The 13,642-nt window shown below is 68.9% G+C and carries 11 protein-coding genes; 9 read left to right on the top strand and 2 right to left on the bottom strand.

What is annotated here, in order from left to right; genetic code table 11:
* Positions 1–59: 59 nt before the first annotated feature.
* On the bottom strand, positions 60–1,412 hold the full coding sequence (locus EI982_RS10265; RefSeq protein ID WP_157689616.1) for an ABC transporter substrate-binding protein: 1,353 nt from the start codon (positions 1,410–1,412) through the stop codon (positions 60–62).
* A 310-nt stretch (positions 1,413–1,722) separates the two neighbouring features.
* On the opposite strand from EI982_RS10265, the gene EI982_RS19170 reads away from it, so the two are divergent.
* The 4 genes from EI982_RS19170 to EI982_RS10245 are packed head-to-tail and all read left to right on the top strand — an operon-like array spanning position 1,723 to position 6,512.
* Complete coding sequence (locus EI982_RS19170; RefSeq protein ID WP_157689615.1) at positions 1,723–3,147, top strand: branched-chain amino acid ABC transporter permease; 1,425 nt, start codon at positions 1,723–1,725, stop codon at positions 3,145–3,147.
* 1 nt (position 3,148) lies between these two features.
* Complete coding sequence (locus tag EI982_RS10255; protein ID WP_157689614.1) at positions 3,149–4,834, top strand: branched-chain amino acid ABC transporter permease; 1,686 nt, start codon at positions 3,149–3,151, stop codon at positions 4,832–4,834.
* Positions 4,831–5,802: an ABC transporter ATP-binding protein gene (locus EI982_RS10250; protein WP_157689613.1), complete on the top strand. Its 972-nt coding sequence runs from the start codon at positions 4,831–4,833 to the stop codon at positions 5,800–5,802. The genes EI982_RS10255 and EI982_RS10250 overlap by 4 nt, the downstream gene beginning before the upstream one ends.
* 2 nt (positions 5,803–5,804) lie before the next feature.
* Positions 5,805–6,512, top strand: coding sequence for an ABC transporter ATP-binding protein (locus EI982_RS10245; protein WP_157689612.1), 708 nt, complete (start codon positions 5,805–5,807; stop codon positions 6,510–6,512).
* 10 nt (positions 6,513–6,522) lie between these two features.
* Here the strand turns inward: EI982_RS10245 and EI982_RS10240 are convergent, their stop codons facing one another.
* Positions 6,523–6,705 (bottom strand): YMGG-like glycine zipper-containing protein, encoded by a 183-nt coding sequence (locus EI982_RS10240; RefSeq protein ID WP_157689611.1) that lies wholly within the window; start codon positions 6,703–6,705, stop codon positions 6,523–6,525.
* A gap of 172 nt (positions 6,706–6,877) precedes the next feature.
* Between EI982_RS10240 and EI982_RS10235 the strand changes: the two genes are divergently transcribed.
* The 5 genes from EI982_RS10235 to EI982_RS10215 all read left to right on the top strand — a co-directional run bounded on the left by EI982_RS10235 (position 6,878) and on the right by EI982_RS10215 (position 13,622).
* Positions 6,878–8,737, top strand: coding sequence for a methyl-accepting chemotaxis protein (locus EI982_RS10235; RefSeq protein ID WP_157689610.1), 1,860 nt, complete (start codon positions 6,878–6,880; stop codon positions 8,735–8,737).
* 147 nt (positions 8,738–8,884) lie between these two features.
* A complete protein-coding gene (locus EI982_RS10230; protein ID WP_157689609.1) occupies positions 8,885–10,306 on the top strand; it encodes a sodium:solute symporter family transporter in 1,422 nt (473 codons plus the stop codon).
* 46 nt (positions 10,307–10,352) lie between these two features.
* Entirely contained in the window at positions 10,353–10,529 is a 177-nt protein-coding gene (locus tag EI982_RS10225; RefSeq protein ID WP_157689608.1) for a hypothetical protein, read from the top strand.
* Positions 10,526–11,305: a 5-formyltetrahydrofolate cyclo-ligase gene (locus tag EI982_RS10220; RefSeq protein WP_157689607.1), complete on the top strand. Its 780-nt coding sequence runs from the start codon at positions 10,526–10,528 to the stop codon at positions 11,303–11,305. Before EI982_RS10225 ends, EI982_RS10220 begins: the two co-directional genes overlap by 4 nt.
* Positions 11,306–11,408: 103 nt before the next feature.
* The gene (locus EI982_RS10215) at positions 11,409–13,622 is read left to right on the top strand and encodes a type II/IV secretion system ATPase subunit (protein ID WP_157689606.1); all 2,214 of its coding nucleotides are present in this window, start codon (positions 11,409–11,411) and stop codon (positions 13,620–13,622) included.
* Positions 13,623–13,642 lie beyond the last annotated feature (20 nt).

Here is a 13,642-nt window from a genome sequence, read left to right as displayed (position 1 = left end):
GGGGTAGTGGCGTCGGCCCGTTAAGTGCGCCGGGCGGCCGGGGCCTACGTCCGGTCGGCTCAGATCCGACCCTCGAAGTACGACAGCGGCACCTCCTCGACCACCTCGGCCTCGCCGCTCTGGACCTGCAGGATGCGGTAGGGGACGACCGGTTCGAGGTTCTCGTTCAGGTCGACCGAGCCGGAGGCGCCGTTGTAGTCGATGGCCTCGTCGTTCCCCAGCGCGTCCTTCCCGGCCCCGAACTCCGCGACCGAGACGGTGGTGTCGCCGTCGTTGGGGCGGGAGACGGCCCGGATGTTCTCGGCGATGCCCGTGCCGCTGGCCTCCCCCGCGGCCTCCAGCGCGAAGCCCATGAGGTACGTCGCGTCGTAGGCGTGGGGGGCGAACTGCGTGATGTTCCCCTCGCCACCCATGTTCTCCTGGAACGTCTCGCTGTTCGCGGTCTGGGGCGAGGTGATGTACATCCCCTCGACGATCTCCGAGAGGTCCGAGAGGAGTTCGGGCGACAGGATCGCCTCGGCACCGACCCACTCGCCGCCGTAGCCGCCTTGGTTCCACTGCTGGAGGATCGTCCGCCCGCCGCCGGGGTACATGACCGCGCCGATCGCGTCGGGATCGCCGTCGAACACCGAGTCCAGGGTGGACGTGTAGTCGCTGGTCTGCTGGGAGTAGCCGACCATGTTCAGCGTCTCGCCCTCGAAGTTCTCGCTCGCGGCCTCCGCCAACCCCTGTCCGTAGGGGTTGTCGACGTAGAGGAAGGAGGCCGTCTCGGCTTCGATGGACTGGTTCAGCACCCGCGCCATCACGAGCGCCTGCTGGACGTCGTTTGGCGAGGTCCGGCCGTAGTATTTGACGCCGTTGCTCTCGTTGACGCCCGCGGTCGCCAGGGCGGGCGAGGTGTTGCCGTTGGAGACCTCCATCACTTGGTTGTCACGGGCGATGGGAGCCAGCGTCGTCCCGATCCCGCTGGAGTACGGTCCCACGAGACCGACGATGCCCTCCTGGTTGATCATCGTCCGGAACTTCTGGGCCGCGCGCGACGGGCTCCCCTCGGTGTCGCGGTTGACCGGCGTGATCTCCCGGCCACCGAGGACGCCGCCGGAGCCGTTGATCTCCTCGACCGCGAGGTTGAACGCCTGCTGGTGGCCGCCGCCGTAGGCGCTGTTCGTCCCCGTGATCGGGAAGATGGAGCCGAGGGCGATGGGTTCGCCGCCGCCACCGCCGGACTCCGACTCGGTCTCCGTCTCCTCCATCCCGCCGTCGTCGCCGTCCATGCCCCCCTCGGTCTCCGTCGGCGTCGCCGTGCTCCCGCCGTCGCCGTCCTGCTGTGAACACCCAGCGAGCGAGACGATGCCGACCGTCCCGGTCGCACCGAGCCCCCTGAGGACGTCACGTCGACTGTGGTCTGACATTGCGTGCGCCGTGTTATTACTTTACATAAATTAATCTATTGCTCGTTTGTACACAAATGTATGGGACAGTGGGCGAAAAATATGTACGTACGGCCGTCTATTCCGTCCACCGTGTCCGTCTATCCCACCGGTGATCCGATATGTTAGACGTATCGTCATGTCCCCGACAAAAGATTGTGGGAATCCGTAACAGGATCGAACGCCTCGGGAGCGCGGTGTCGGGGCGGGCGGCCGATCCGGAGCCGGCGGCCCCAGGCCGCCGCGCCAGTGACACCCAAACGATATTAACCGTGCTATGTCATTCCGACGTATGGCCGCCGAGACGGGACTGCTGAACGCCATCGTAACGGGCGTCGTCACCGGCAGCATCGTCGCCCTCGGCGCGACCGGACTCGCGCTCGTGTACGACATCGCCGAGGTCCCCAACTTCGCACACGGGGACCTGTTGACGCTCGGTGCGTACGCTGCACTGTTGGTCAACAAACCGGATACGGTTCCGCTGTTCGACCTGCTGGCGACCGGTTCCCAGCAGGTCGGCGTCGCCGGCGCCGCGGTCCTGTTCGTCCTGTCGGCCGCCGGCGTCCTCGGCACCGTCTATCACCTCGGCGGCGTCCGGGCGCTGAAGGGGAGTTGGTGGGGCGTCGACGTCCCCGACGGCGTCGCGCTCGCGGTCCACGGGGGTATCGCGGCCGCCGTCGGCGCGGCCGTGGTGCTCGGCGCCCCCGCCTTCGAGGCCGCACTGCTCTTCTCGTTCGTCCTGCTCGGTGCCGTCGTTCCGCTGCTCGAATCGCTGATCTTCCGTAAGTTCCGCGAGAAGGACGTCGAACTCGCCTTGATGCTCATCGTCTCGCTCGCCGTCGCCTTCGTCGTCCGGTTCGGCATCCAGACGATCTTCGGCGGCGAGATCCGGTTTTACACCGTCGAGACGACCGTCCCCTTCCTCGGCGGCCCGCTCGATTTCACCCTCGCGAAGTTCTTCGACTTCTTCCTGGTGGACGGCGGGCTCACCCTCGCGATCATGGAGAGCCGCGGCGACGCCGTCGAACCCCTGCTCGTGTTGAGCTACTCGTGGCTCGAACTGGCGGTCGTCGGCCTCGCGACGGCGGGAGTCGCCTACGCCGCCCACCGCCGGCGCCGGGGCACCGCCGGCGTCGTCGGGCCGCGTCTCGCCGCCGCGCTCTCGGGGCTCGCCGTCCTCGCCCTCGGCGGCGCGGTCTTCTGGGGCGGCGGGACCGCGATCCCGGAGACGTCCATCGCCGCCACCCGCGTCCGTACCTCGCCCCTGCGGCTCGGCATCGTCGTCCTCGCCTTGCTCATGATGTCCGCCCTCCACTACCTCCTGCAGGCGACGACGCTCGGCAAGGCCATGCGGGCGACGAGCGACAACCGCACGCTCGCGATGGTCCGCGGGATCAACACCCGACAGGTGATGATGTCCGTCTGGATCATCTCGGGACTGTTCGCGGCCATCGGCGGGGTCATGCTCGGCTTCCTGTTCAGCTCCATCACGATCAACCTCGGGTTCAACCTCCTGCTCGCGATGTTCGCCGGCGTGATCCTCGGCGGCATCAGCGTCTACGGCGCCATCCTCGGGAGCTACGTCGTCGGCCTCGCGATGGAGGTGGGCATCTTCGCCATCCCGGGGCTCAGCGCCACCTACCGCATCCCCGTCGCGTTCGTCGTCCTGTTGCTCGTGTTGCTCGTCAAACCCGAAGGCATCGTGGGGGGGAGCTGAGATGGCGGCCTCCGACGTCGTCATCTCCTTTATGCTCCTGGTGTCCATCTACGGCATCCTCTCGCTCGGCCTGAACGTCAAGTACGGCCACACCGGCCTGCTCGATTTCGGCCACGTCGGCTTCTACCTCGTCGGCGCGTACACCGCGGCGCTGTTCGTCCTCGGACCGGACGACCCCACCGACTTCACCGCGTACGTCATCGGCCTCGGCGAGGTGCCCGTGGTCGGCACCTGGCCGGTCGCCATCGCCGCGGCGACGCTCCTGGCCGGGGTGATCGGCGGCCTGGTCGCCCTGCCGACGATCCGGCTACGCGAGGACTACCTCGCCATCACGGTGCTCGGCGTCTCGGTCATCTTCCAGCGGATCATCCAGTCCGAGACGTGGCTGGCGAACGGCCCCGACGCCCTCCGCGGCTACAGCCCGCCGCTCCAGGACCTCTTCCCGCTGGCGATGGAGACGCTGATCGGCCCCGCGATGTTCGGCCTCGTCGTCGCCATCGTCTGGGGAGTCGCCACGGGCGCGCTCGGGCGCCTCCGCGAGACGGACTCGCGGCTCCCCCTCGACGGCGTCTACGCCGTGACGACGTTCGGACTGACGCGGCTCCGCCGCCGGACCGACGCGCTCGGCTCGGCCACGACGGTCAGCGCCACGGCCGGTGCCGTCGCGGGCCTGCTCACGTTCGCCCTGCTGGTGGCGGTCGACCCGCTCTTGAGCCTCGGGGCGGTCGTCTCGCTGTACACGTGGTTCGTGGCGCTGGTGGCCGTTTCCCACTACTACGGCGACCTGGCCCGCCGCGAGTGGACGGTCGGTATCGCGCTCGGGACCGGCCTGCTGGTCGCGCTCCTCCCGCTCCCCATCGTCGACGCCGTCGGGCTCAAGAGTGCCCTGACGCTCGCCTTACTCGGCGCGCTCGTGGCCGCGTACTACCTCGGCGTGACCCGGGTCGACTGGCTCGCCGACGTGAAACTGACCGTCGTCGGCGTCGGGTCGCTCTGGTTCGTCTCGCTGTGGTACTTCCTGCTGCCGATCCTGGGCCCGCTCGGCGACGGCGACGTCGGCGGCGCCCTCAACACGCTGGTCCAAAACGTCGTCTGGCTCCTCGGCTTCGGCGGCGACACGGGCATCGGCTACGCGGTGGTCTTCGTCGGCGAGCTGACCGTCAACGTCGACTACGCGCGCTTCCAACTCGCCGCGTTCGTCCTCTTTCTCGCCGGTCTGTACTACGTCCTGGAACTCGCCGTCAGGTCGCCGTTCGGCCGCGTCCTGCGGGCGGTCCGCAACGACGAGACGGTCGTGAAGTCCCTCGGCAAGGACCCGTTCGTCTACAAGGTCCAGACGATGGTCCTGGGGTCGGCGCTCGGCGGGTTCGCGGGCGCCCTCTGGGCCATGTACGCCCAGGGGCTGACCTTCACCACCTTCGCGCCCCGGATCACGTTCATCACCCTGCTGATCATGTTCCTGGGCGGCGCCGGCAACAACAAGGGGATGATCCTCGGGGCGGCCATCTTCTGGGCGTTCCAGCAGGCGACGACACAGCTCGCCTCCTTCTTCCCGCCCGCCGTCCGCGTCAACATCCAGGCGTTCCGGCTGGTGGTCGTCGGCGTCCTCTTCCTGCTCGTCCTCTACTACGTTCCGGAGGGTCTGCTCGGGCGCGAGGAGGGGACCACCTCGGAGGTGGACGGATGAGCGACGCCATCGTCGAGGTCGAGGACCTGCGCAAGACCTTCGGCGGCATCGTCGCCGTCGACGGCGCCACCTTCGACATCGCCGAGGGGTCGATCACGGGACTCATCGGGCCGAACGGCGCGGGCAAGACGACCACGTTCAACCTCGTCAGCGGGTTCTACGAGCCCGACGGCGGCACGGTCCGGTACGACGGCCGCGACCTGCAGACGATCATGCGCCCCCACCGGGACGAGACGGTCATCTGGGGCGGTGCCAGCGGGCTCACGATCGGCGCCCTCGGCGGCGTCGTCGGCCTCGGCCCCCTCGGGCTGAGCGCCGTCCCCGCCGCCGGGGCGACCGTCGCCGGCGCGGCGCTCGGCGCGGGTGGTTACCTCGCCAAACAGCGGGTCACCCAGCGCCGCCCCGGCCACACCAACAGCCGCCCGTACATGCTGGCCCGCGAGGGGTTGGTCCGCACCTTCCAGCTCACCCGCGAACTCGGCGAGATGACCGCACTGGAGAACCTGATGCTGGCGCCCCAGGGGCAGGCCGGCGAGAACCTCGCCAACGCCTGGTTCCGGCGCGGGGCCGTCGCCGAGGAGGAGGCGGCGGTCCGGGAACGGGCCGAGGAGACGCTCGAACTGCTGGAGATCGACCACCTCCGGGACGAACCGGCGGGCAACCTCTCGGGCGGCCAGCGCAAACTGCTGGAGCTCGGGCGGGTGTTGATGCTCGAACCGCGGGTGATCCTGCTCGACGAACCCGTCGCGGGCGTCAACCCTGCACTCACCGAGAAGCTGATGGCCCGCATCGAGTCGCTCCGCGAGGACGGCTACACGTTCTGTATCGTCGAACACGACATGGAAGTGATCATGGAACTCTCCGATACGATCATCGTGATGAACGAGGGGAAGAAACTCGTCGAGGGGGAGCCCGAGGCGATCCGAAACGACGAGGCAGTCATCGACGCCTACCTCGGGGTGGGATGACGATGGCGCTGCTCGAAGCCCGCGGCGTGGTGTCGGGGTACGGCGACGCGGAGATCCTCCACGGCGTCGACCTCGACGTCGAGGACCGCGAGATCGTCACCATCATCGGGCCGAACGGCGCGGGCAAGTCGACGATGATGAAAGCCACCTACGGCCTCATCGACTGCTGGGCGGGGACGGTCACCTTCGACGGCGAGGACATCACCGACCTCCGGGCCGATCAGGTCACCGAGCGCGGCATGTGTTACGTCCCGCAGCGGGAGAACATCTTCCCGACGCTGACGGTGCGCGAGAACCTCGAGATGGGCGCGTACATCGACGACCCCGACCCCGCGGACTTCGAGGAAGTCTGGGAGCGGTTCCCGTTCCTCGAGGAGCGGGAGAACATGCGGGCGAGCGCCATGTCCGGCGGCCAACAGCAGATGCTCGCGCTCTCCTCGGCGCTGATGATCGATCCCGACCTCCTGCTCGTGGACGAACCCTCCGCCGGCCTCGCGCCGGACCTCGTCGACGACATGTTCGAGCGCCTGGTGCAGATCCGCGACGAGACCGACACGGCCATCCTGATGGTCGAACAGAACGCCCGCCAGGCGCTGGCCGTCTCGGACCGGGGGTACGTCCTCGACATGGGCGAAAACCGGTTCGAGGGATCCGGCGAGGAGCTTCTCGAAAGCGACGAGGTGGCGGACCTCTACCTCGGGGGCGCGTGACCGTTCCCGCCTACTTCGAGCAGGGACAACACGATTCCACGCGGTCCCGGACCGTCCCGGCGAGGTAGCCACCCGCCCCGCCGAAGCCCGCGCCGATACCGGCCCCGACCGGGCCGAGCGGGCTGCCCATCACCGCGCCGACGGCCGCGCCCATTGATGCACCCTTCCGTGCGCGTTTGTCGTCGTCTCGCATCGTCGGCCCTTCGACTCGACCGACAAAAGCCTGTCCACGGGCTCGACGACGGCCGGCAAATTTCCAGCTGTGAGACCCCGAATCCCGTTTGACCGACGCGGCTGGGCTTCCAATTCTTACGAATTGATAATTGGCGCCGTGGATTCATGTATCAGGCATGTAGTCCCCGAATATGCTCATGGACCAGTATCGACGAGCGCTGTGGGGGACGATGGACGTCCTCGGGATCACCGAGTCCATCGAGCGCAAGATCGTCGCCGCGGTGACGATCCAGTTCGGTGTCGCGATCGTTCTCGCCGTCCTCCCCTTCGTCCTGTCGGGCGTCGTTCGGACGGCGCTGACGGTCGCCCTCCTCACTGGCGCCGCCGTCGCGTTCGTGAACACGCTGCTCATCGCTCGTCGGGACTTCGTCGCCCCGGTGCGGATGCTCGAGGACGCGGCGACGACGATCGCCGCCGGCGAGATCGACGACGCCACTATCGAGAGCCACGATCAGGACGACGAGATCGGGAGCCTCGTCGACGCGTTCGACGACATGCGCGCGTCGCTCGTGACGATCTCCGCGCAGGCCGACGCCCTCGCCGAGCAGGAGTTCGACGCGCCGGTCCTCGCGGAGTCGGTCCCCGGGTCGTTCGGCGACTCCCTCGACCGGATGGCGGACAACCTCCGGCGGAACACCCGCGAGCTGGAGGCCCTGACGGACCACCTCGAACGGACGGCCGACCGGTACGGAGACGTGATGGCGGAGGCCGCCGACAAGGACCTCTCGGTTCGGATCGATCCCGACGAGGAAAGCGAGGCCATGGCCGCCATCGCGCGCTCGTTCAACCGGATGCTCGACGACATCGAGGGGACCGTCGGAGAGGTGTCCGCGTTCGCCGACACCGTCTCCAAGCGGACCGTCGACACCTCGACCGAACTCGACGAAGTGGCGCGGGCGAGCGAGCGGATCAGCGACGCCACCGACGAGATCTCCGACGACGCCGAGGAACAGCGGGATCAGCTCCAGCGGATCGTCTCGGAGATGAGCGACCTCTCCGCGACGGTCGAGGAGATCGCGGCCTCCGCCGACAGCGTCGCCGAGGTGGCTACCCGCACCGCGGAGATGGGCGACGACGGACAGGAGGCGGCCGTCGAGGCCCTCGACCGGATGGACGCCATCGAGGCCCGGGCGACCGACACGATGGACCAACTCCGCGAACTCGACGACCGCATGGCGCGGATGGGCGACATCGTCGCCACCATCTCCGACATCGCCGAGCGCACGAACCTCCTCGCGCTCAACGCGTCCATCGAGGCCGCCCACTCGGGCGACGGCGCCGAGGGCTTCGCCGTCGTCGCCGACGAGGTGAAGTCGCTGGCCGAGGAGGCCCAGGCCGAGGCGACGGACGTCCAGGAGATCATCGACGGCGTCCAGACACAGACCACTGCCACCGTCGAGGGAATGCGCGAAACCACCGAGGAGGTCGCCGACGCCGTCGAAACCGTCGAGGACGCCATCGACTCGCTCGACCGCATCGCCGAACTCGCCCACGAGACCGACGAGGGTATGCGGGAGATATCGGACGCCACCGACCAGCAGGCCGCCTCGACCGAGGAGACCGTCGCCATGGTCGAACAGATCGAGACCACGAGCCAGGAGACCGCCACCGGCGCCACCGACGTCGCCGGGGCCGCCCGGGAGCAGTCCGCCTCCCTCGACGACGTCTCCGGCCGCGTCGACGACCTGGCCGACCAGGCCGACGCCCTCCGGGAACTGCTGGAGACGTTCGAACTGTCGACGGAGACAGTCGACGGAGCGACCGAGACGGCCGACGCGATGGACGACGTGGTGGTAGCGACGGACGACGTCGCACTCGACGACCCCGACGAAGCGGGCATACGGACGGACGGCGAGGCGGACGCGCGGGCGGACGGTGAGGCGGTCGACGGGGCCGACGACACGACTGACGCGGCGCTCGACGCCGGCGACGGCGACGGCGCCACACCCCCCGAGGTCGAAGCCGACGGCGGCCTCACGTCGGATCGCTGATGGAACGCCCCTCGGTCGGCGTCGCGCCCCCCCTCTCCCGATAGACACACGAACGTTCGGTATAAATCCCACATCTCGGCGGATATACAAGCATATTTTGCATATGTGGTCGCTTTCTTGTACGTCGGCCGGAACCCACCGACGTAAATGGCGACATTCACGCTCACGGTCGGCGTCATGGTACTCACGCTCGCGTCTTTTCTGGTGGTCGGGGTCTACTACGGACGGCGGAACCTCGACGGCGTCGAGGACTTCCTCGCGGCCCGCGGGTCGACGGGCGTCTCGCTGGGTCTCGCGACGTTCATCGCCTACGCCGCCGGATCGGGGCTGCTGTTCAGTCCCCCCGAATCCGGCGCCCGGCTCGGTATCGCGGCGGTGATCGGCTACGGCGTCGCCATCGCGACGCCGTTCGTCCTCTATCTGACCGTCGCGCCGAAGATCCGCGAACGGATGCCGCAGGGACACACCGTCGTCGAGTACGCCCGGGCGCGCTACGGGCGGCCGATGTACTTCCTCACGCTGTTCGTCGCGCTGTTTTACATGTTCATCCTGATGACGGCGAACCTCACGGGCGTCGCGCTGGCCATCCAGGCCATCGCCGGCGTCCCGTTGCTCGTGACGCTCACCCTCGTCGGCGGCGTCGTGATGCTCTATACGGTGCAGGGTGGCCTCCTGTCCAGCATCTTCACCGACCTCGTCCAGACCCTCCTGCTCGTCCCGCTGCTCGTCGGGACGGCGGTCGTCGCCGTGTTCCAACTGGGGGGGCCGGCGGAACTCCTCACGCGGATGCAGGCGACGAACCCGACGGCCGTCAGCCTGACGAACCCCGCCGGCGTCCGGTTTGCCGTCTACATCGTCATCGCGCTCGTCGGCGCGGAGATGCTCAACCAGTCGCTCTGGCAGCGTGCCCACGCGGCCCGCGACGCCCGGTCGTTGCGCCTCTCGTTGATCGGTGCGACCGTCGCCGTCGTGCCCATGACGATCCTCGCCGGCCTGTACGGCGTCATCGCCAGCGGTCTCGGGATGGATTTCGCGTCGCCGTCCGCCGCGCTGCCGACGGTCGTGCAGGCCACCTTCGGGACGGGCCTGCAGTTGGTGTTCGTCGTGCTCGTCCTGCTGGTGATCGCCAGCACGCTCGACAACGCCCTGTCGGCCATCGTGAGCATCCTCGCCGTGGACGTCGTGCCGCTGTTCGACGCCGACCGGAGCGGCCCCGAACTCCTGCGGGTCGCGCGGATCCTCACGGTCGTCATCGCCGTCGTCGGCGTCGCCATCGCCGCCACGGGGCCGAGCGTCCTCTTCCTGTTGCTCCGTGCGGACCTGCTCGCGTCCGCGACGGTCGGCCCGATCCTCATCGGCCTGTACACCTCCCGGCTCGGCGGGACGGCGGCCTTTACCGCGGCCGTCCTCGGTATCGTCGCCGGCGTCCCGTGGTTCCTCGCCACCAACTACCTCTACTCGTTCGCGGGCGCCCTGCTCGTGAGCAACGCCGTCGCCGTCGGCTGGATGCTCGCACGCCCCGCGGACTTCTCGTTCGACGAACTGACGGACCTGGAGAGCCTCGAATGAGACCGACCCACACAGACCCCGACACGAACCACAGCATGATCCGTACGTGCCCGCCGCGACGTCACACGAGTACCGCTCGACCGACCGCCGACGCGACGGGGGGACGCCGATGACGCCGACGACGTTCACGCTCCTGTTCGGGGCCTGCGTCGTCGTCTCGACGCTCGCCTGGCTCTACCTCGTCGGCGTCACGATCCGCGAGTTCGGAGCGTCCCGCACATGATCGACGAGCCGTCGATCCGGAACGAAGTCCGCGAACGGGTCTGGTCGCAGCTCCGCGAGGTGGCACGCCCCGACTCGCGGTTCGCCTGGGACTTCGGCGAGTTTATCGCCGACTACGTGGGGAGCGAGACGGGCGCCGACCGGCTCCTCGAACTCGCCGACGACCACGACTGCGGGACGTGGCTCGTGACGCCGGACAACAACCTCGACCCGCTCCGGGAACGCCTGATCGAGCGGTCGATACCCTTCCTCATGCCCACCTACGGCATCCGGCGTGGCTTCCTCTCGCTCGATCCGGCCGACGTCCCGGACGGGCAGGCCGCCTTCGCGGCCACGCTCGACGGGATGACCCGCTTCGCCGATCGGGTCCCGCTCGAAACGCTCGAAGCCGACCACCCGTCGCTCGACATCATGGTCACCGGGGGGAGTTTCGTGACCCCGGACGGACTCCGGATGGGCAAGGGCCACGGCTTCTTCGACCTGGAGTGGGCGATGCTGCGACGGGTGGGTCTCGCGACGGCGGACACCCTCGTCGTCGCCGCCGTCCACGACGTCCAGTTGCTCCCCGAGGCGGACGCCCCGTCGGGGATGGTCGCCGACCACGACACCGTCGTCGATCACGTGGTCACGCCGACCCGTACCCACCGGGTCGAGGGTGAACGACAGAAACCGTCGGGCATCCGCTGGCCGTTGCTCACCGAGGCCGAGATCCGGTCGATCCCCCCGCTGGAGACGCTCTGGCACCGGGACGGTCGGCCGACGACGGACGACGCCTGAACCCGGTCGCCGTGTCGGCGCCTCCCTCCGACGGGCGCCCCGAGTATTATACGTGATACCGAGGCACCAACGGCTATGTCGCTCCCGTCGGAGGTGTGGCGTGATGAGTGACGGACCGACGCTCTCGACCGGAGGCGCGGACGACGGCGCGGTCCCCGCGCCGCGACCCCCCGACGACGCCGAGGCGTGGTACGCGTCGGACGTGGTCGACCAGTACGAGGTCTCCCCGGGCGTCGTGGCGACGGTCCGGGAAACCGACGACGAGTTCGCCTACGCGGTCCGCGAACCCGGCCTCGGCCCCGAGGATCGGGCCGCGATGGAGCGCATCCGCGAGCACTTCACGGTCGTCAACCGTCGCCGGCCGTTGACCCGCGAGGGGGCCGCCGAGCGGGCCGCTGCGGGGTTCGAGCCGAAGTACCGCCGGGCGCTCGACCGCCTGATCGACGCCTCGCCCGCCGCGTGGCGCCGGCTCACCTACCACGCGCTCTGTGAACTCCGCCTGCTCGGGGCGTCGACACCGCTCGCGCTCGACGACCGGATCGAGGTGGTCGACGTCGGGCGGGCGGACGACCGGGTGGTGGTCCACACCGAGGACTACGCCCCCGCTCACACCGACTTCGATGCCGACGCGCGCTTCGTCGACCGGGTCGCCGGCGAGCGCCTCCGGCGGTACACCGTCGACTTCGCCGGCTTCGACGTCGACGTGGTGATCTACCGCGAACACCTGCTCGGGAGCGACCAGTTCTCGACGAAGTACGCCGTCCTCGAACCCGACCTGCTCCCCGGCGACGAACAACTCATCGAGGAGTGCAAGGAACGGATCTGGGAGGCGAACGTCGAGGACGTGGTCGAGGACCGCCACGCCTTCGTCCGGGAGCGTGCCCGCGAGTTCCTCTCCCGGCGGCTCACCGCCCGGAACACCCGCGCTTGGGTCGCGGCGACGAAATACCGGCTGACGACCGCCCTCGCGGAGTACGGCCTCGCCGTCCCGCCGGTCGACAGTCGCTACGCCACCGACCGCCTCGACGACCTGGTCTACTACGTCCTCCGGGACTACGTCGGCCACGGCGTGCTCACCGTCCCCATCCGCGACCCGTCGCTGGAGGACGTGGAGGCCAACCGCGTCGACGAACGGGTGAAGGTGATCCCCCGGGCCGACGAACTCCCCGTCGGCCGCGTCCCCACGAACCTCGCTTTCGACGACGAGACGGCCTTCGTCAACGTCGTCACCCAGTTGGCGGCGAGCGACGGGACGGAACTCAGTGCGAGTCGCCCGAGCGCGAAGGTGAACCTCGAACCGCCGGGCGTCGAGGAGACGATCCGGTGTGCGGTCGCCCTGCCGGTCATCTCGGAGGACGGCCCGCACGTCTCCATCCGCAAGCAGGCCGGCGACCCCATGACGCCCGTCGACCTGATCGAGCGCGACGCCATCTCCACGGAACTGGTCACCCTCCTCTGGATGCTCTACGAGAGCCACGGCGTCGTCCTCTTCTCCGGGCCGACCGGCGTCGGCAAGACGACGCTCATGAACGCCCACATGCCCTTCGTCCCCTACGACGACCGACCGGTCTCCATCGACGAGGGGAGCCGCGAGGTGCGACTCCCCCACGAGACGGGCATCTCCCTCACGACGCGGGACCACGAAAACGAGTACAAGCGGGTGTCGATGGCCCGGCTGATGACCGAGACCAACTACCTCAACCCCGACGTCGAGGTGATCGCGGAGATCAACACACCCGCCTCCTTCGAGACGTTCGGCGAGACGCTCAACACGGGCCACGGCGTCATCGGCACCACCCACGCCGAGGACGTCGAGACGCTCATCAACCGCGTCATCGAACAGGGACTCGCCCCGTATCTTCTGCGGGAGATCGACCTCGTCGTCTTCCCCCACCACGTCGACGGCGACCGCTACGTCGCCGAGGCGGTCGAACTCCTGAGCGAACGCGAGTACGAGGCCCTCGACGCCGGCACGCTCCCCTCGGGCGCCGTCGAGAAGGGTGGCCGCACCCTCTACTGGAACGTCGTCGCGCGCCGCGACACCGACGGGCGCTTCCGCGTCGACTACGCCCACCCGCACCTCGACGACGGCCACCGGTCGCTCGGGTTCCGCCTCTTTCACCGACTGGCCGACGCGAGCGACCGCGAGGTCGAGGACGTGGAGACGGAGTTCCACCGGAAACACCGGTACGTGCAGTATCTCGTCCGCGAGGGCGTCGCCGACTTCGAGGCCCTGTTCGGCTTCGTCTCGGACCTCCGGACCGACGAGGCGGCGACGGTCGAACGCGCCACGAGCGAGGCGACCGGCGACGACTGACCCCACGTGTCACCGCGGAA

Source organism: Haloplanus salinarum (assembly GCF_009762275.1).
Taxonomy (GTDB): Archaea; Halobacteriota; Halobacteria; order Halobacteriales; family Haloferacaceae; genus Haloplanus; species Haloplanus salinarum.
Note: the sequence above shows the minus strand (reverse complement) of the source record. Positions and strands in the feature narration are given on the sequence as shown.